This window comes from Candidatus Eisenbacteria bacterium, from assembly GCA_020847735.1.
Taxonomy (GTDB): Bacteria; Eisenbacteria; RBG-16-71-46; order RBG-16-71-46; family RBG-16-71-46; genus CAIXRL01.
The window spans coordinates 41,708-60,646 of the sequence record JADLBL010000018.1; the positions used below are offsets into that span (position 1 = coordinate 41,708).

Below are 18,939 nucleotides of genomic sequence, written 5' to 3' on the forward strand. Positions count from 1 at the left end.
ACGCGGAGCCTCGCCGGCGCGCGCTCCGGCGGATCAGCCGAGCTTCTCGGCGATGCTCTTGGCCTGCAGGAACAGCAGCAGGTAGTCGCGGCCTCCGGCCTTCGAATCGGTGCCGCTCATGTTGAAGCCGCCGAACGGGTGGCAGCCGACCATCGCGCCCGTGCACTTGCGGTTCAGGTAGAGGTTGCCGACGAAGAACTCCTCGCGGGCGCGCTGCAGCTTCGCCGGGTTCTTCGTGAAGACCGCGCCGGTGAGCCCGTACTCGGTGTTGTTCGCGATCGCCAGCGCGTCGTCGAAGTCCTTCGCGCGAATGATCGCCAGCACGGGTCCGAAGATCTCCTCGAGCGCGATGCGCGCGGTCGGCGCGACGTCGTCGAACACGGTCGGCTGCACGAACCAGCCTTCCGCGCCGCTCACGCGGCCGCCGCCCGTCAGCAGGCGGCCTTCCTGCTTCCCCACCTCGAGGTACTCGAGAATCGTCTTCATCGCGCGGTCGCTCGCGACCGGGCCCATGTAGGTCCCGTGGACGGCCGGGTCGCCGACCTTCACGAACCGGGCGATCTGCGCCATGAGCTTCTCGACGAACGCGTCGTGGACCCGGTCCACCACGATCGCGCGCGAGCAGGCCGAGCACTTCTGACCCTGGAAGCCGAAGGCCGACTGCGCCACCCCGAGGGCGGCCGCGTCGAGGTCGGCCTCGTCGTCCACGATGATGCCGTCCTTGCCGCCCATCTCGGCGACCACGCGCTTGAGCCACCGCTGCCCGGGCACGACGTCGGCGGCCAGCTTGTTGATGCCGATGCCGACCGCCTTCGAGCCCGTGAACGACACGAAGCGCGTCAGCGGGTGGCGCACGATCGTGTCGCCCACGACCGCGCCGCCGCCGGTGACGAAGTTGAGGACGCCGGCCGGCAGGCCCACCTCCTCCATGAGCGCGAAGAACTGCCAGGCGATCCCGGGCGTGTCGCTCGCCGGCTTGAGCACCACCGTGTTGCCGGTGACGATCGCCGCGGTGCTCATTCCGACGCAGATCGCGAGCGGGAAGTTCCACGGCGGAATCACCGCGCCGACGCCGATCGGCAGGTAGACCAGCGAATCCTTCTCGCCCGGCATCTGGTGAACCGGTTGCGGCGCGTCGTAGCGCAGCATCTCGCGGGCGTAGAACTCCATGAAGTCGATCGCCTCGGCGGTGTCGGCGTCGGCCTCCGCCCAGCTCTTGCCGATCTCGAGCACCATCCAGGCCGAGAAATGGTGGCGGCGCTCGCGCATGCGCTTCGCGGCCTCGATCAGGTACGCGGCGCGCTCGGCGGCCGGGACGCGCGCCCAGCCCGGGAACGCGCGGTACGCCGCCTCGATCGCCTGCCGCGCCTGCTCGGCGCTCCCCGACTGGAAGGTGCCGAGCACCTCCGAGGGCTTCGCGGGGTTCGTCGAGGCGAACGTCTTCCCGCCCTGGATCCGCTCCCCGCCGATGACGAGCGGATACTCGCGACCGAAGCCGGCGCGGACTTCGTCGAGCGCCTTCTCGAACGCCGCGCGATGCTGCGGCTGGCTGAAGTCCACGTAGGTCGTCGGCGAGTATTCGGGCAGGGTGCGCGCGTCGGCGGGCGCGAGTGCGCCGGTGGTGGCGGGATTCATGATCTTCCTCCGTCGGGAACGGCCGTGCGTGCGCGGCCGGTGTCGCTCGTGCGGGCGGGTTCGCGTGGCGAGTCTAGCCCGCGCCGTTCGGGAACCGCCAGCGAAGGGTGGCCGATGCGCGCGGGGCGCGGCCGGCATGTCCGGCCGCGCCCCGGTGCGTCCGCCTCGTCCGGATCACGGCGCAATGGCCCGCGGCCACCCCCGAGGGTGGCCGCCAGGTGATCGACTCCCGTGCCGACTAGCGTCGCTCCGCGCTCAGCGGGCCAGGACGACCCGGCAGCGTGCCTCGCCGCCGGGAGCGGTCGCGCGCGCGAAATAAACGCCGCTCGGAGCCCTGCGTCCGGCGTCGTCGGCGCCGTCCCACGAAATCGCGCCCGTCCAGGCGGCGGCGGAGCGGCTGCCCAGGTCGCGCACGAGGCGGCCGCGCATGTCGTAGATGCGCACCGAGACCAGCCCGGGGCCCGCCGACGTGAGGGCGAGCGTCACGAGGCCGCGCGCCGGCGAGGGATACGCCGACAGGCGCAGCCCGGGACGTGTGCCGGGACCGGGCGGCACGCCGGTGTTGCTCGTCCAGGCGATGCGCTCGATGCGGCCCGTGTTCCGGAAACCTTCGAAGTACTGGCGGCACAGCCAGAGCGCCCCGTCCGGCCCCACCCGGAAGTCGGACACGCTCTCGAAACCGGAGGCCCAGATGCCGGCGTCGGCCTGTCCCGAGTCGGGCGTCGCGATCACCCAGGCCGAGCCGTTCCACTCGAGGCGGTAGACGTTGCCCGAGTAGTACTCGGCGAAGAAGAGGTCGCCCTCGTAGCGGTTCGGAAAGTTCTGCCCGCCCAACTGGGCGTGGTAGGCGCCGCCGCTGATGATCGCCGCCCCGGAAAGCGCGGTGCGGTCGTAGGCGTAGATCGGTCCGACCGAGGACGGCTCGGAGCCGCCGCAGCCCATGTAGGCCGTCGGGCCTTCACGCCAGGGCCAGCCGAAGTTGGAACCCGCCGGGGCGATGTCCACGCCGGAGCCGCCCGGCAGCGCGAGCAGGTCCATCTCCTCCCACTCGGACAGCCCCACGTCGCCGATCACGAGGCAGTGGCGCACCGGGTCCACCTGGAAGCGGAACGGGTTCCGAAGGCCGTAGGCGTAGACGAGACGCGCGTTCGAATCCGGATTCGCCACGTACGGGTTGTCCACCGGGGTGATCTGCGCGAAGAAGGCGCTGCCGGGGCCCGGGGGGAGCCGCGAGGTTCGCAATCGCAGCACCTTGCCCTTGAGCGCCGTGAGCACCTGCGCGGAGCAGTTGTCGGCGTCCTCTCCCAGGCTCACGTAGAGCATTCCGTCGGTGCCGAAGCGCACCGTGCCGCCGTTGTGGTTCGAGGCGTTGTCGGGAATGTTCGAGAGCAGGTCGTAGCGCGACGCGGGATCGGCCGTCATCTCACCATTGCCCGTGCCGTTCAGGTCGCCGGTCAGGGTCCAGCGGCTGATGCGGATGACGTTTCCCGTCGAGGTCTGGTGCGTGTAGAGGTAGGGCCTGGCCGGGAACTGCGGGTCCACCGCGACGCCGAGCAGGCCTTCCTCGCCGCCGATCGTGACGTTCGGCACCGTCATGACCGGACTGGCCGGAACCTGGCCGTTCACGAGCAGGTGGATTTCACCGCTGTACTGCTCGACGAACACCAGCCGTCCGTCGGGCAGGAAGTCGAAGGCGACGGGCAGGTCGAGGCCCTGGGACACGACGCTGTCGGTGAATCCCGGTACGAGGACCTGGGCGCGCGTGGCATGGGGCGCGAGCGCGAACAGCGCGAGCGCGAACGAGGCAAGGCGAGGATGCAGTTTCATGGCGCAAATACTAGCCCAGCGCGCGACCCGGTGACCAGCGGGCGCCGCGACCCGGCGCCCTCGCTCACGGCCTTTCGGGGTGGAATGCCCCGATTGCGGCGAACGGTCGTGCACGCCGATACTGTGGCGCATGCGTAAAGACTTCCGCGGGCACGCGCGGTCGAGGACATCGCGAGGCCGGAGCTGAACCGGCCGGCCGCCTTCGGCGCGCTGGTCGTCGGCGCGGGAGTCAATGGTCTGGCGACGGCCTGGCACCTGGCCCGCCGGGGCGTTCCGCGCGTGGCGCTCGTGGAACGGTTCCGCCCCGGGCACGATCACGGCAGCTCGCACGGCCACTCGCGCATCACCCGCAGCACGTACGGCGACCCGCTGTGGGTCCGCCTGATGCAGGTCGCGCACGCCGAGGAATGGCCGCGGCTCGAGGCCGACGCGGGCGAACGGCTGCTCCACCCGACCCCGGGGCTGTTCTTCGGTCCCCCCGACGGGCCGTTCGAACAGTACGCCGCGGCCGTCGCGGCGGTCGGGGCGGACGTCGAGCGGCTCGATGCGGAGCAGGCGCGACGCCGCTTTCCACTCTTTCGCTTCGACGGCGCCGCGGGCGCGCTCGCGGACCGCACCGCGGCGCTCGTCGCGGCCGATACCACGATTCGCGCGCTCGCGCGCCGCTGCGTGGTCGAGGGCGTGCACGTGCTGGATCGCACGCGGGTCACGGGCATCGGCTGGGATGCGCGGCCCTTCGCGGTCGAAACCGACCGCGGCTCGCTGCTCGCCGAGCGTCTCGTGATCGCGGCCGGGCCGTGGACGCGGGCGCTCGTGCCCGCCCTCGCGCCACGTCTGACGGTCCGGCGGCAGAGCATCGGCTTCTTCGCTCTCGAGGCGCCGGCTGAAGACCTTCGCCCCGGCGCCTTCCCAGTCTGGGTTCACCTCGGGCCCGGCGCGAACGGAACCCGGTACGGGCTGCCGGAGTTCGGCCGGCAGGGCGTGAAGATCGGCCTGCACGAGGTGGCCGGGGAGTCGCAGGATCCCGACGCGCCCGCGGCGCCGGACGAGCCGACCCTCGCGCGCCTGCGGGAGGTCGCCGAGGAGCTGTTCGCCGTCCGGGTCCGCGAGCGGCTGCACGCGGAAACCTGCTTCTACACGAGCACCGAGAGCGAGGACTTCGTGCTCGACGAGATCCCCGGCGCCTCCGGAGCGGTCGTGCTTTCGGCCTGCTCGGGGCACGGCTTCAAGTTCGCGCCGCTGATGGGCCGGCTGGCGGCCGAGATGGTGTGCGAGGGCCGCACCACGCTCGCGGACTTCGAGCGAGACAGGAACCGGTTCCGGATCCGCTTCCAGAGCCACTGAAACGCAGCGCGCGGCCGTTTTCATTGGCCCCGCCGTCGGTTCATGTCACAACACACGTCACGCGGGTGTCAATCCTCGGAGTCCTTCCCGAGGCTTGCGGACTCCAATGGACGTGCGTCGCGGAGCCCGGGCCTCGTGCTTCCCCCTGAGGTCGGGGTTCCGCGCCACTCCCGAAGCGCCGTTCTCGCCGCCGCACCGTCTCCGTCGAACCGACGGAGCGCACCCTGGAGAGTTCATGAAGCAGGTCATCCGCCCCGCTCTCGGCGCCTCGGCGCTGCTCCTGATCGCCGCGTCGGCCGCCCCCGCCGCACCCATCAAGTACGCCGTGGACCGGAACCACTCCGACGTGGGCTTCAGCGTGCGCCACATCTTCACCAAGGTGCAGGGCCGCTTCAGCGACTTTCAGGGCACCATCGTCTTCGACGACAAGGACGCTTCGAAGATCGCCGTGGACGCATCGGCGGTCGCTTCGAGCATCACGACGCAGAACGAGCGCCGGGACGGCCACCTCAAGTCGCCCGACTTCTTCGACGCCGAGAAGTATCCGGCGCTGTCCTTCAAGAGCACCAAGGTCACGGCGAACGGCCAGAACAAGTACAAGATCGCCGGCGATCTCACGATGCGCGGCGTGACGAAGCCGGTCGTTTTCGACGCCGAGTTCTTCGGAGCCGGCCCCGCCGGCAAGGGCAACAAGGCGGGCTTCGCCGCGACCGCGGTCGTCAACCGCAAGGACTTCGGTATCAACTGGAACCAGGCGCTCGACAACGGCGGCATGGTGCTCAGCGACGACGTCACCATCAACCTGAACATCGAGGCGAACCAGGTGGTCGAGGAAGCCACGAACGTCCAGAAGTAACGGCACCTCGCACGACATCGCCACGCGGCGGGGCCCTTCGCGGGCCCCGCCGTTCGCGTTTACGTGCGGACGCGCACCTGCGCCGATCGCACGCCCGGGCCGCGCACCGCCTTGCGACCGTCCGGAGCGGAGCGCATGCTGCGGACGATTCCGCGAGGCGCTTCCATCGCGCCTCCCACCCGGGCCTCAACCGCGCCGGCAGCGACCGGCGCCTCGAGGAAACGCATGCCCCGACCGTTCGCCCGACCCGCCCTCGCAGCCGCCTTTGTGATCGTCTGCGCCGCGCTGCCCGCGCTCGCCGACGAGGGCATGTGGACGTTCGACAACCCGCCGCTTTCGCTGCTCGAAGCCCGCTACGGCTTCACTCCCACGCCGCAATGGCTCGAGCATCTGCAGCGCGCTAGCGTCAGCTTCGGCGGCGGCTCGGGCGCGTTCGTCTCGCCCGACGGGCTCGTGCTCACCAACCACCACGTCGCGCGTGGACAGCTCTTCAAGATGTCCACGCCCGGGAAGGACTACCTGCGCGACGGCTTCTTCGCGCGCACGCGCGCAGAGGAGATGCGCTGTCCCGATCTCGAGCTCAAGGTGCTCTGGTCCATGGAGAACGTGACGGCGGCCGTGAACGCGGCGCTCGACCCGAAGGCACCGGTCGAAGCGCGCAATGCCAGTCGCAAGGCCGTGCTGGCGAAGCTCGAACAGGAATCCACGAAGCGGACCGGGCTCAAGACCGAGTCGGTCGAGCTCTACGCGGGCGGCGAGTACTGGCTGTACCACTACCGCACGTACCGCGACGTGCGTCTCGTGTGCGCGCCCGAGGCGGCGATCGCGGACTTCGGCGGCGACTTCGACAACTTCGGATATCCGCGGCACGACCTCGACTTCGCGTTCTTCCGGATTTACGAGGACGGCAAGCCGCTCCACCCCGCGGACTGGCTGCGCTGGAGCGCGAAGGGCGCGGGCGAGAACGAGCTCGTCTTCGTTTCGGGGTCGCCGGGCCGCACGAGCCGGCGCCTCACCGTCGCGCAGTACGAGGCTTCGCGCGACGTCGAACGGCCGCTGCGCATCCGGCTCCAGGAGATGCGCGTCGCGACCTACGAGGCGTGGGCGGCGAAGAGCCCCGAGCAGGCGCGGCAGGCCGAGCCCGCGCTCCGCGGGCTCCAGAACAACCTGAAACGCGAGCGTGGCTTCCTCGAAATCCTCTCCGACCCGGCGTTCCTCGCGCGCAAGCGCGCCGGCGAGGCGGCGCTGCGCGCGCGCGTCGCGGCCGACCCGGCGCTCGCCGCCGAGTGCGGCGACGCGTGGGACCGCATCGCCGCCGCGCAGGCGGCGCTGCGCGAGCGCGGACGGGCGCGGCGCTTTCACGACCTCTCGAGGCTCTCGCGCCTGGTGGACATCGCCAACGGAATCGTCCGGCTGACGGCCGAGATCGAGAAGCCCAACGGCCAGCGCTTCCGCGAATACCGCGACACGAACCTGCCGTCGCAGCGATTCCAACTCCTCTCGCCCGCCCCAGCCTACCCGGCGATGGAAGCCTACGTGCTCGCGGCGCACCTGCGGACCTGCCTCGATTCACTCGGCGCCGACGACCCGTTCGTCCGCGCGGCGCTCGGCGGTCGCCCGCCGGCCGAGGTGGCGGACGCGCTCATGAACGGCACGAAGCTGGGCGACGTCGCGGTGCGCCGGGCGCTGCTCGAGGGCGGGCGCAAGGCGGTCGAAGCCTCGACGGACCCGCTGATCGTGTGGGCGCGCGGGCTCGACCCGCAGTATCGCGAGGAACGCTCCTGGTTCGAGGACAAGGTCGAGGGCGTCGAGTCGCTCGAAGGCGCGAAGATCGCGCGCGCACGATTCGCGCTCGATGGCCACTCGATCTACCCGGACGCGACCGGCACGCTGCGGCTCTCGTACGGGCGGGTCGCGGGCTACGAGCAGCTCACGACCGAGGTGCCGTGGGCGACCAACTTCTACTCGCTGTTCGGGCGCTCGGCGTCGTTCGGCGGCCGTCCGCCGTTCTCGATTCCGGCCTCCCTCCGTGCCGCCGGGAAGTCGCTGGAAATGGCGACGCCGCTCGACCTCGCGACCACGAACGACATCATCGGCGGCAACTCCGGCAGCCCGGTCGTGAACCGCGACGGCGAGTACGTCGGGCTGGTGTTCGACGGCAACATCCAGTCGTTCGCGTGGGAGTTCGGCTACACCGACGCGCAGGCGCGCTGCGTCTCGGTGGACTCGCGCGGGCTGATCGAGGCGCTGCGCAAGGCATGGCACATGGACGCGCTGGTCGAGGAACTGCTGCCCGCGGGCGGCGGGCGTTCGAACCGCTAGCCGGACCGGCGCCGCACCACGAGTGCCCAGCCCTCCGCGACGCGCCCGCGTTCGCGCCCGGGCGTCCGGCGCCCGCCGGACGCCCGGCAAGAATTTCCGGATTCCCGAGCGGGCGCGCTGGGCTCCCGGCTCCCTAGTGTTCACCCCGCGTCGCGCATGGTGCGCGAAGCGATCGCACATGGAGAGCCGAACCGTGAAGACTCGTGCCCAGGAACTCGCCTCGACCCTCGAAGCCGGAGCCGCCGCCATCGCCGACTTCGCCAGCACCCTGACCGGCGCGGAGTGGCGAACCCCGCTTCCGAAGGACGGCCGCAAGGTGGGAGTCGTCGTTCACCACGTGGCCAGCATCTACCCGCTCGAAATCCAGCTGGCCCAGAAGCTCGCGGCCGGCGGGACCCTCTCCGACGTGACCTGGGACGACGTGCATGCGCTGAACGCGAAGCACGCCCTGGAGAACGACGGAGCCACGAAGGAGGAGACGCTCGCGCTGCTGCGAACGAACGCCTCGTCGGCGGCCGACGCGGTCCGGGCGATGAGCGACGCGGAGCTCGACCGGCTCGCACCCAACTCGCTCTACGGCGGCGCGCCGCTCACGTGCCAGTTCATGCTCGAGGACCATGCCGTGCGCCACAGCTTCCACCACCTCGCCCGCATTCGCTCGGCGCTCAAGCGGTAGCCGGAAGGCGGAACCGACGGGGCGCGGCGCAGGTTCGCCGTCGCCCCATCGGGCGCCGCCGCGCGATGGCCGGCGGGCGGACGGCGGCGGGCCGGGCTTCGGTCGGAAATCGCCGCGTCAGCGGCCCGTACGCGCGGCCGGGCCCGCTCAGGACTTCGGAGCGATGCCCCGCTCCCGCAGATGGGCCGCGACCGCGGCGCTGGCCAGGCCCGCCGGCGGTTCGCCCCAGCGGTTGAGTGACGCGGGCAGCGTCGCGCCCGCCGCGATCAGCGCATCGAGGACGGCCATGTAGTCCGCGTCGGCCGCACGGCAGTTCGACGAACCGTGCGCGGCCCAGGCGAGCGGCGAACTGCCATAGGTGCGATCGCGAAGCTCGACCGGTGCGCCCGCTTCGAGCAGGGCGCGCACGAACTCCGGGCGGCCGCGCCACGCGGCCCAGTGCAGGGCGGTGCCGCCGTGCGCGTGCTCGCGGGCGAGGTCGTAGCCGAGCGGGACGAGCACGGGGACCGCCGCCGGACTCCCCCACTCGGCCGCATGGAGCAGCGCGTCGGGCTCCTCGCGCAGGAGCTGCCCGCGCAGCGCGGAATCGGCGCCGAGCAAGCGACGCGCGCCGGCCTCGTCTCCTACCGCGCATGCGGACAGCACCGCATCCACCGGCCGCAACGGATCCACGGCGCCGCCCGCATCGCGCAGCACTCCGCCCACCGCGACGTGGCCGGCGCGCATGGCCAGTTCGTACGGCGTGCGGCCGTCGGCGCGTCCGCGGCACGGGTCCGCGCCGTGCGCGAGCAGCAGACGCGCGACCTCCGCGGCCCTGCCGCGCGCGGCGACCGCGTGCAGGGGCGTCGAACGATGGTCGTAGCTCGGCACGTTCGGGTCGGCGCCGTGCTCGAGCAGCCACTGCATGCCTCGCGTCGCCGCCGCCGCGCCCGGCTGGCCTTCGTCGTAACCGCACAGGAAGTAGAGCACCGTGTTGTTCCACGGCTGGTGCGCGGCCGAGATCTCGGCGCCGTGCGCGAGGAGCAGCTCGAGCACCTCGCGATGGTCGCGCTCGGCCGCGTGGTAGGTGGACTCGCCGTCGTTCGGGTTCGCGCCGCGCTCGAGCAGCAGCTTCACGATCCCGGCGTTGCCGCGCTCGCTGGCGCGGTAGAGCGCCGTCAGCTTCGACGTGCCGTCGTCCGCCAGCGTGAACGCGTGCGGGTCCGCGCCCGCCGCGAGCAGCCGACTGGCGATCGCGACCGACGCCGTGCGTCGCGCGTCGTCGAGCACGGCGAGAGGCGAAGCGGCGACGCACTCGATCGGTGTCCAGGCGCCGTCGCGAAAGGGCGCCGTGGCGGTGGCGGGATCGTTCGCGAGCCGGCGAGCGACCGCGTCCTCGTCGCACGCGATGCACGCCGCGTGCAGGCTCGTGTGCGCGATATCCGGGTGAGCCTCGAGAAGGTCGCGCATCGCCGCGCCATCGCCGGCGTGGATCGCCTGCATGAAGCGCGCGATCGGCGCGGGCGGCGGTCCGGGCTTATCGGTCGGCGGCGTGGGATCGGACAAGTCCGGACCCTCAGGGCCTGCGGTTCGCCGCGGCCCGGTCCAGCGTGGACACGCCGGTCGAGGTCAGGTCCAGGCGGATGTCGTAGAGACCGTGCGTGACCTGCCGGCCGACGTACGCCAGGCGCCGTTCCACGTCCCGCACCGGTCCGACACCCGGCGCCCATGTCACCGTGCCGTAGTCGAAGGCCCGGTACGAGCCGACGACATTGCCCATGGCGTCGGTCGCGTATCCGACACCATAGTCCAGAAGGTAGAGCACCTCGATCGCGTTACCGACCCGGCCGATGCCCGGCACCTCGACCGCGAGTCGGCGCTCGACCCGCGCGTTGAGCCACACGTCGCTCGCCAGCGAGGGGACAAGCTGGTGGCGGAACGTATGACCCGGACGCAGGGTGGCTTCGAGGAACTTCCAGGCGAGCAGCGTGTCAACGTCCCCGTAAGTGCCGATCCACGCCGGACCTTTGATCCACGCGTAGCCGTGAATGAAGAGTGGGAGCCAGTAGGCCACGCCGCCGTCGGTCGCGGGGGCCGCGGCGGGCGCGAGTGCCGCGATCCGCGCGCGCAGGTCGGGTCGCGCGGCCGCGAGGCTTGCGAGGAAGCGCGACCCGCTCCGCATGGGTCCGGTCGCGCGCAGGTTTGGTCCGCGCACCGGAACGAGCTCGGTCAGATTCTGCGCCTCGACGCCCGATTCGGTCGTGATGCGTCCCTGGAACGCGAGCTGGAACGGATACTCCTGCAGCGCACCGGCCACCGGCGCGACCTCGTCGGCGAGCAGCGCGCGAGCGAGCCCGAAGGACACCTCGGGAACCGTTGCATTAGCCGCGAGCAACTCGAAAGGCTCCACCTCGAGCGGTTGCAGGGTGGTCTCGAACAGCCACCAGCGTCCGTCGTCGTTCGGCCAGCAGTTGGACATCGTGAGGCTGTTCGGATCGCCGGGGCCGCCGCCGGGGCCGGTGACGTCCTCCGGGCAGCCCGGGAACCCGAGCGTCGCCAATGCAGCCAGACAGAGCGCGGCGGGATGGCTCACCGCGCGCACGGAGCGTGGGGCGGACGAAGGCACGAGGGGTTCCTCCTCTGGCTTCCGGGGGGGGGTGCCCGCAGGCTACACCCGAACGCGCCCGGCGCAGCGGTGGGAATGGAAACTCGTCCAGCGGGAAGGAATCAGACGCCACGCGGGCCGGATTCGGGCGGCGTGCCGCTGGAGGTTGAGTAGCGGGGTCGAGTCCTGGGGACGCGCTGAAGCCGGCGCCTGCACGAGACAGCAGCCGGAGGCTCTCGATCGTCGCCGGACGGCTGCGCAACACCATCCGGAAAGGCGCTTGACGCCCCCCCTCCCCCCGGGGTGTTGGCTAGTCCCGACCCTCGCGCGGGATGCCGCTTTGATCGGGTTCATGGATCGCCGGCGACGGCGCGGCGAGCAACGGCTGGCAGTCACCCTCGGATCGAATCCGCCGAGCGGGCCGCCCGCCCACTCGCGTGTCCTTCGATCGGAGGCCGCCCGTGAGTCCGCATCGCTGGTATCCTCTGCTCCTCATGTTGCTCATCCCCGGCACTTCATCCGCGCTCCAACTTCGCTGGACCACCGGCTGGCAAAGGGCGGTGTTGTTCAACAACAAGGTCGTGGGCGCGCCACTGACGGATACCCGAGCGGTGAGCTGGGAGGACGAGACGGGGCTGGGCACCTACCTGGGATTCACGGAGAGTTCGCCGGAGTACGGCGTCCAGGCGTCAGAGATCCTCCAGATTGGTGGGACCTACTACTGGGGTGGCTACAACGGCGAAGAGCTGGTCTTCCGCAAGCTCAACTGGGGATCGCCTCCGACCACCGACTTCACGCTGGGGGATGTCGACTTCCTCGCGGTGGATCCGCCCCAGCTTCCCGTGCAAGTGCGGCTGCGGCTGGCGGAGTTGCGGCTCGGCCAGGGCACGGTGCGCTTCCGGATCGAGCTGCCGGCGCCGATGCAGGCCGAGGTCGCCGTCTTCGATGTGATGGGGCGGCTCGTTCGGCGGGTGACGGACAAGCCGCTCGTGGCCGGCACCAGCGAAGTCGCCTGGGATGGCCGCGACCGCAGCGGCGCGGTGGTGGGCTCGGGTGTCTACTTCGCGCGATTGCGTGCCGGCAGCGCTTCACAGGTCGTGCGTGTGCCGCTGGTGCGATGAACGCAAGGCCGTCGAAGCGCCGCGTAACGCGGAAGCGAGCAGCCGCCCCGATTGCAGACGAGGCTCGTTCGTGAACCGGCGTCATTCAGAGGTCGGGCCTGGTCGCTCCCCGGCACGCGTTGCGGCCCTGGTCGTGCTTTCGGTTCTACTGGGCCGCACTGGCGGCGTGGCAGCACAGTCGGCGGACCCCGACGCCTGGGTCGTGGATCCCACCGGTGCCGTGTCCGCGATCGAGCGGACGCCGGAGACCATTTATCTGGGCGGCTCGTTCTTCAATGTCGGCCCCCCCACGGGGCAGGGCTTGCCGACTCGAACCACCACCGGGGCGCCGTTCGAGAAGTATCCCCGTGTCGCGGGCACCGTCTCGGTCGTAGTCGCCGACGGCGAGCGCGGCTGGTTCATCGGCGGCACGTTCGAACGCGTGGGTGGACTTGCGCGCAAGAACCTCGCTTATGTGCACGCCGATGGCCGCGTCTCGTCGTGGGCTCCCGATCCGTCCGGATCGGTGTGGGCGCTGGCTCTCGATCGGGGGACGCTCTTCGTGGTCGGCAGCTTCGCAAACATTGCCGGCAAGCCGAGAAGCCGCGCGGCGGCGATCGACGTCGCCTCTCGCCGCGTCCTAGACTGGGATCCCGACGTCGGAGGTGGACCGGTGCTGGCGGTCGCAGTCGACTGCAACCGCGTCTACCTTGGCGGGTCGTTCAGCAGCATCGGCGGCCAGACTCGCTACTCTCTCGCCGCGGTCGACCGTGAGGCAGGAGGTCCCACGTCGTGGGCGCCCGCCGGCAGCGGGGATCTAGTCTTCGCCATCGCAGTCGGGGGCGATGCGGTGTACGTGGGCGGACGGTTCCCGGTGATGTCGGGGCAGCTGCGCTCGCGTCTGGCGGCCTTCGACCGATCGACGAACGAGCTGCTGCCGTGGCGCTGGGAGATCGAGACGATTCCGGAGTGCTATGACTGCGGCAGCGGGCCATTCGTCCGCGCCATGGCCGTGGCGGGAGGCCGGTTGTACTTCGGAGGAGCGTTCACACATGTGGATAGCACCGCCCGTTCGGGCCTCGCCGCCATTGAGCTCGAAACGCACGCGTTGACGGCCTGGGACCCGCAGGCAACCGGAGCGACGCCCTACAATCTCTACGTCTACTCGATGGCGGTGCGCGGGGGCGTGGTGTACGTGGGAGGGAACTTCGACAGCCTGGGCGGCGCCGCCCACGCTTACGCCGGCGCGGTGGGTACCGCGCTCGGGCGAGCGATGGTCTGGTTCCCGAAGCCCAACGCGGATGTATATGCACTGGCGGCGACCGACCGCGCGGTCTATATCGGGGGCGACTTCACCAGTGCCTGGAGCTGGCAACGGCGGAAGAACCTGGCAGCCCTGGACGCGCGCACGGGGGCGCTGACGAACTGGGACCCCGAGGCAGATGGCGGTGTGACGGCGATGAAGCTGTGTGGCAAGACGCTCTACGTGGCCGGCGCGTTCGACACGGTCGGACATGAGCCGCGCGAGGGGATCGCGGCCCTCGATGCCACGACGGGGCTCGCGACGCCCTGGAATCCCGGGGTGGACGCGGCGCTTTCGCAACCGATCTGGTCGATGGCAATGCTCCACGGAACGCTGTTCCTGGGGGGGAACTTCTTTGGGGTCGGCGGAGAGGCGCGGCGCAACCTCGCGGCGGTCGACTCCGCCAGCGGGCGCGTCACGCGGTGGAACCCCGGCGCCAACAACATCGTGACTGGCCTGGCGGTGCAGGGGGACACCTTGATCATCGGCGGAGGCTTCAAGACGCTCGGTGGATTGCCACGAGCCGGCCTCGCTGCCGTCGACACGGGCGGTACCGTCCTGACATGGCGTCCACGGGTTGACGCCGATGTCACTTCGCTCCTGCTCACGGATGGGAAGCTGATTGCGAGCGGCGTCTTCGCGGAGACGCTCGGAGTGTGGAGGGTCCGCTGCGCGGAATTCGATCCGCAATCTGGGACGCACAAGCGGTGGATCGCGGAAGTGGACCGTGTGTTGTTCACACTGGCCTACGCCAACCACGTCTTGTATGTCGGGGGATTCTTCACGACGATCGGCGGTCAAGTTCGCAATGGCCTGGCCGCGCTGGATCTCGACACGGGCAAGGTACTCGACTGGGATCCACAAAAGGACGCGGGTGCGGTCAACGCGCTGCAAGCCACCAACGATGCCATCTATGTTGGCGGAGGAGGGTTCCACCGCATCGGCGGCGACGGTCGCTCCGGGTTCGCGATCCTGACCCCGGCGGTGCCGCCCCCCGGCGGCGGACCACCCCTCGCGGGTGGTCACGCACTGGCACTCGCGCAGAACGCGCCCAACCCCGCGCAGGGCTCGACGCTCGTCCGCTTCGAGATGGCCCGAGCCGGTCCCGTGTCGCTGGGGATCTACGATCTCGCGGGCCGCTGCGTCGCACGGCCGCTGCGCGGGGAAAGTCGCGCGGCCGGCCCTCACGAAATCGAGCTGCGCACCGACGGTTGGCCACCTGGGGTCTACTACGTTCGGATGGATGGTCTCGGCGAACACGCCGGCATGAGAATGGTGGTCATCCGATAGGCGCCGCCGGCAAGATCGTGCCGCAGTCGCCCACCTCGACGCCTCGCCCCTGCTGTGCTCAATTACCGTGAATCGGGGCCTCTCCGGCCCCACGGCATCGCGCACGAACCGAGCGGCACCGCTCCGACCGAGGAACGCCCCATGAAGACGACCGCCACGCTGTTCCCGCGTGCCCGGATTCCCTACGGCACCTGGGGCAGCAGCTACTTTCCCGCCTGGCAGACGAGCGGCCTCGCGGAGGTGAACATCGGCCAGTTCGCCGGCGAGGCCGCCGCGCGCATCTACGGGATGCGCCGCGTGCCTAAGAGCGAGATCGAGTACATGGTCATCGGTTCGACCATTCCCTGGCACTGGAAGTTCTGGACCGCGCCGATGGTCGCGAGCTGCATGGGCGAGCGCCTCCCGGGCTACCACGTCGAGCAGGCGTGCGCGACCGGCCTGCAGGCGGTGCTGCTGGGCGGCGCCGAGATCGAGACGGGCGCCAAGGATGTCGTGAGCGTGCTGACGTTCGACCGCACGAGCGATTCGCCGGTGGGCGTCTTCCCCGAGCGCCGCGCGCACCAGCGCACGCACGCGATCGCCGACGTGTGGGACAACTTCGGGTTCGATCCCGCCACCGGCCGGGCGATGATCTCCGCCGCCGGCATGACCGCCCGCAAGTACAAGGTGGACCGCCGCGAGTGCGACGACATCGCCTACTGCCGCCACGAGCAGTACTGGAAGGCGAAGGACTCGGGCTTTCTCGACAAGGTGCTGGTGCCGCTCGATCTGCTCAACGTGGCGGGCAGGCCGCTCGGCCGCGTGGACGAGGACAAGGGCGTCCGCCGAATCTCGCTCGGCTCGCTGCGCGCGCAGCGCGAGCTGGACACGTGCGTGACGAGCGGCGGGCAGACGCACGCCTCCGACGGCATGGCCACGTTGCTGGTGACGAGCCCCGAGAAGGCGCGCGAGCTGTCGAAACGGCCCGAGATCGAGATCCGCTTCGTGGGCAAGGCCGAGGCGCGTACCGAGCCGAGCCTGATGCCCGAGGCGCCGGCGCTCGCGGTGCAGAAGCTGCTCCAGCGCCTCGGCCTGACCATGAAGGACGTGAAGGTGGCGAAGAACCACAACCCGTTCGCCGTCAACGACGCGGTGTTCACGAAGATCACCGGCCACGACTGGCGGACGCTCAACCAGACCGGCTGCCCGCTCGTGTGGGGCCATCCGCAGGGCCCGACGCTGACACGCGTGCTGATCGAGGCGCTGGAGGAGACCGTGGACCTGGGCGGCGGCTACGCGCTGGTGTTCGGTTGCGCGGCCGGCGACGTCGGCATCGCGGCGCTCTTCGAAGTCAGCGAGGGAGGTGCGCGATGAGCGCGACGACGAAGGACCCGGTCGGCGCGAAAGTGACCTCGCTGCGCCGCGACACGCTGGAGACCCTGGGGCTCGGCACGGTGCTCGAGATGTTCCGCAACGGCCGCGCGCCCGCCGACGCCGAATCGCTGGTCGAGAAGGTCTTCGGCCCGAAACACGACCGCGGCTCGCTCGTCGTCTCGGGCGCGAGCGGCATCGTCGGCGCCGGCAAGACCATGCAGCTCGGCTCGCGGCTCGAGCCGTTCGGCGTGCGGGTCGTGGCGCTCGACTTCCCCGGCGCGCCGGACGGCATCGGCAGGCAATATCCCGGGCTCGTTGCCGCGTTCGGCCCGGCCGGCGCCGCGCGGATCATGGGCAACATCGTGCGGCTCACGTACGACGGAAAGTCGCTGCCGCCGGAGCTCAAGGGCCTCAAGCCTCGCTTCCTGCTCGAGGCGATCCCCGAGATCCTCGAGGTCAAGCGCGCCCACTACGCGCTCTTCCGCCAGAGCTTCCCGGGCATCGAGATCCGCTCCGTCACGTCGGGCTTTCCGGCGAGGGAGCTGGGCGTCGGCGTCGCGCACCCGGCGTTCCCGCACGAGATCAACAAGATGTGGGAGATCGTCGAGCACGAGCCCTCGGCGGTGACGCAGCTGCTGTGGGCGCTCGGCCTCGTGCCCGTGCCGGTCAGCGACGACTGGTCGTTCGTCCTCGACGTGCTGTTCTGCGGCGTCACGCACGCGGGGCTGCAGGTCCACCGGCGCACGAACCTGCCGTTCTGGAAACTCGACAAGCTCACGCGCCGCCTGATCGGCCCCAACCCGTTCCGCGCGCACGACGCGATCGGCAGCAAGGGCGCCGACTTCCTCACCTGGTCGTGCCTGCACCACCTCTCGGAACACTACGGCGCGCTCTTCACGCCCACGCCCGAGCTGGTCGAGCGCAAGGAGACCGGCCAGGCGTGGTATCCGCCCGATCACTTCCGGCCGCTCGTGGACTGGAAGCTGTCGGCCACCGAGACGCAGGAGTTCGAGGCCGCCATGCTCGGACCGATCGTGCAGATGACCGCGCTGATGCTGCATGAGCGGCGCGCCGAGCTGCCGCTGCTGAACGCGATCGGCGAGTCGTGCGCGCAGTTCCGCCGCGGCGCGGTCGCCATGGTGCGCGAGCTGGGATCCGAGAGGGCGAAAGCCCTGGTCGCCGCCTACCACGAGCAGAACCCCGCGGCCGCGCAGAGCGCGTGGCACCCGCGGGCACTCGACGACATGAGCGGGCCCGCGTGGCGGCAGCTCTACGTCAACGCCGAGCACGACGGCGCCGTCGGCGTCGTGACGCTGTCGCGCGAGAGCTACTGCTGGGACGTGGACCGCGAACTGAATCGCGCCCTCGACTGGCTCAAGGCCGCCGGTATCCGGCGAGTGATCGTGACCGGCGACTTCCACCTGAGCACGCAGATGGTGGGCGCGGACACGAGCGACTTCTTCCCCGCGCTCGAGAATCTCGAGCCTGGCCTCGCGATCACGAACGGCTGGTCGAAGACGGCCAGGCGCTTCTGGGACGACTTCGAGACCAGCGTCGCGTTCGTCGGCGGCAAGCGCTGCCTGGGCGGCATGTACGAGCTGCTCATGCACGCGCACTTCGTGGTCACCGTGGACGACGCGCGCCTGGGCTGGCCCGAGGTGAACCTGCCCGTCGTGCCCGGCATGGAAGGCTGCCACTGGCCGTTCCGCCGCGCCGCCAAGGAACACTGGCCGAAGCTCGCGCACGCGCTGCTCTCGGGCGAGGCGGTCAAGGCGAAGGACGCCGTCGGCTGGCTGGTGGACGCCGCCGAGCCGCTGGACCGCGCGCTCGCCACGGCGTGGGCGCTGGCGAGCGGATCGCGCACGGACATCGCCCGCCGCCCGCTCGCGGCCGGACCGCTCGCCGGCGTGCCGACCTCCCCGCCGGCGCTCGCCGCGCCGGACGACCCGCTCGTCGAAGCAGGCCGCGCCGGGATCGTCGCGTGCATGACCGCCGCGTGCGGGACGACCGCCACCGAGGCCCTGGCGCTGCAGGCGAAGCTCGCCGCCGAGTTCCTCGCCTCGAAGGCCTGCCGCGACGGCCGCGTGGGCCAGGAGGCGGCAAGGGTGATGACGGTGTAGGACGGCGGCGAGACCCGACGCTCGGAGGGCGAAGCCGCGCCGCCCGCCGCGCGGCGCATTCGACTCGCCCGAGTGAGGCGACATGTACCCACTGATCCTCATGCTGCACGTGCTGGGCGCGACCGTCTGGACCGGCGGGCACCTGGTGCTCGCCCTGACGGTGCTGCCGCGTGCGCTGCGCGAGCGCTCGCCCGCGGAACTGCTGCGGTTCGAGGCGCCCTACGAGCGGATCGGAATGCCGGCGCTTCTGCTGCAGGTCGTGACCGGCGTCTGGCTCGCGCTGCACCTGATGCCCGACGTGCGCGCGTGGTTCGACCTCTCGAACCCGCTCGCGCGCGCCATCCTGACCAAGCTGGGCCTGCTGCTGACGCTGGCGCTGATCGCCGCCGACGCGCGGATCCGGATCCTGCCGCGCCTTTCGGACCGCAACCTCGTCGCCCTCGCCTGGCACGTCGTGCCGGTGACGATTCTCTCGGTGCTGTTCGTGCTGGTCGGGGTGATGATCCGCTTCGGGGGACTGGGATAGCCG

The 18,939-nt window shown here is 70.9% G+C and carries 13 protein-coding genes; 9 read left to right on the plus strand and 4 right to left on the minus strand.

The window, feature by feature from the left end:
* Positions 1-33 precede the first annotated feature (33 nt).
* The gene (gene pruA, locus IT347_08070) at positions 34-1,635 is read right to left on the minus strand and encodes an L-glutamate gamma-semialdehyde dehydrogenase (GenBank protein ID MCC6349531.1); all 1,602 of its coding nucleotides are present in this window, start codon (positions 1,633-1,635) and stop codon (positions 34-36) included.
* Between the two features lie 255 nt (positions 1,636-1,890).
* Positions 1,891-3,462: a PQQ-dependent sugar dehydrogenase gene (locus IT347_08075; GenBank protein MCC6349532.1), complete on the minus strand. Its 1,572-nt coding sequence runs from the start codon at positions 3,460-3,462 to the stop codon at positions 1,891-1,893.
* Between the two features lie 168 nt (positions 3,463-3,630).
* Between IT347_08075 and solA the strand changes: the two genes are divergently transcribed.
* The 4 genes from solA to IT347_08095 all read left to right on the plus strand — a co-directional run bounded on the left by solA (position 3,631) and on the right by IT347_08095 (position 8,660).
* The gene (solA, locus tag IT347_08080) at positions 3,631-4,806 is read left to right on the plus strand and encodes an N-methyl-L-tryptophan oxidase (GenBank protein ID MCC6349533.1); all 1,176 of its coding nucleotides are present in this window, start codon (positions 3,631-3,633) and stop codon (positions 4,804-4,806) included.
* A gap of 235 nt (positions 4,807-5,041) precedes the next feature.
* Positions 5,042-5,662, plus strand: coding sequence for a YceI family protein (locus tag IT347_08085; protein ID MCC6349534.1), 621 nt, complete (start codon positions 5,042-5,044; stop codon positions 5,660-5,662).
* A gap of 225 nt (positions 5,663-5,887) precedes the next feature.
* On the plus strand, positions 5,888-7,984 hold the full coding sequence (locus IT347_08090; protein ID MCC6349535.1) for a S46 family peptidase: 2,097 nt from the start codon (positions 5,888-5,890) through the stop codon (positions 7,982-7,984).
* A gap of 178 nt (positions 7,985-8,162) precedes the next feature.
* Positions 8,163-8,660 (plus strand): maleylpyruvate isomerase N-terminal domain-containing protein, encoded by a 498-nt coding sequence (locus IT347_08095; GenBank protein ID MCC6349536.1) that lies wholly within the window; start codon positions 8,163-8,165, stop codon positions 8,658-8,660.
* 147 nt (positions 8,661-8,807) lie between these two features.
* Here IT347_08095 and IT347_08100 read toward each other — a convergent pair whose 3' ends face one another.
* A complete protein-coding gene (locus IT347_08100) occupies positions 8,808-10,205 on the minus strand; it encodes an ankyrin repeat domain-containing protein (GenBank protein MCC6349537.1) in 1,398 nt (465 codons plus the stop codon).
* A gap of 10 nt (positions 10,206-10,215) precedes the next feature.
* Positions 10,216-11,265 (minus strand): hypothetical protein, encoded by a 1,050-nt coding sequence (locus tag IT347_08105; protein ID MCC6349538.1) that lies wholly within the window; start codon positions 11,263-11,265, stop codon positions 10,216-10,218.
* A gap of 440 nt (positions 11,266-11,705) precedes the next feature.
* Here IT347_08105 and IT347_08110 point away from each other — a divergent pair, with 440 nt between their 5' ends.
* The 5 genes from IT347_08110 to IT347_08130 all read left to right on the plus strand — a co-directional run bounded on the left by IT347_08110 (position 11,706) and on the right by IT347_08130 (position 18,936).
* Positions 11,706-12,365 carry a hypothetical protein gene (locus IT347_08110; protein MCC6349539.1) on the plus strand — a complete coding sequence of 220 codons (660 nt, stop codon included), beginning with the start codon at positions 11,706-11,708 and terminating at the stop codon, positions 12,363-12,365.
* A gap of 220 nt (positions 12,366-12,585) precedes the next feature.
* Positions 12,586-14,937 (plus strand): hypothetical protein, encoded by a 2,352-nt coding sequence (locus tag IT347_08115; protein MCC6349540.1) that lies wholly within the window; start codon positions 12,586-12,588, stop codon positions 14,935-14,937.
* 141 nt (positions 14,938-15,078) lie between these two features.
* Positions 15,079-16,290, plus strand: a complete 1,212-nt coding sequence (locus IT347_08120) for a thiolase family protein (GenBank protein ID MCC6349541.1) — start codon at positions 15,079-15,081, stop codon at positions 16,288-16,290.
* Entirely contained in the window at positions 16,287-18,410 is a 2,124-nt protein-coding gene (locus IT347_08125) for a hypothetical protein (protein ID MCC6349542.1), read from the plus strand. Before IT347_08120 ends, IT347_08125 begins: the two co-directional genes overlap by 4 nt.
* An 82-nt stretch (positions 18,411-18,492) precedes the next feature.
* Positions 18,493-18,936 (plus strand): CopD family protein, encoded by a 444-nt coding sequence (locus IT347_08130; GenBank protein MCC6349543.1) that lies wholly within the window; start codon positions 18,493-18,495, stop codon positions 18,934-18,936.
* The last annotated feature ends 3 nt before the right edge of the window (positions 18,937-18,939 follow it).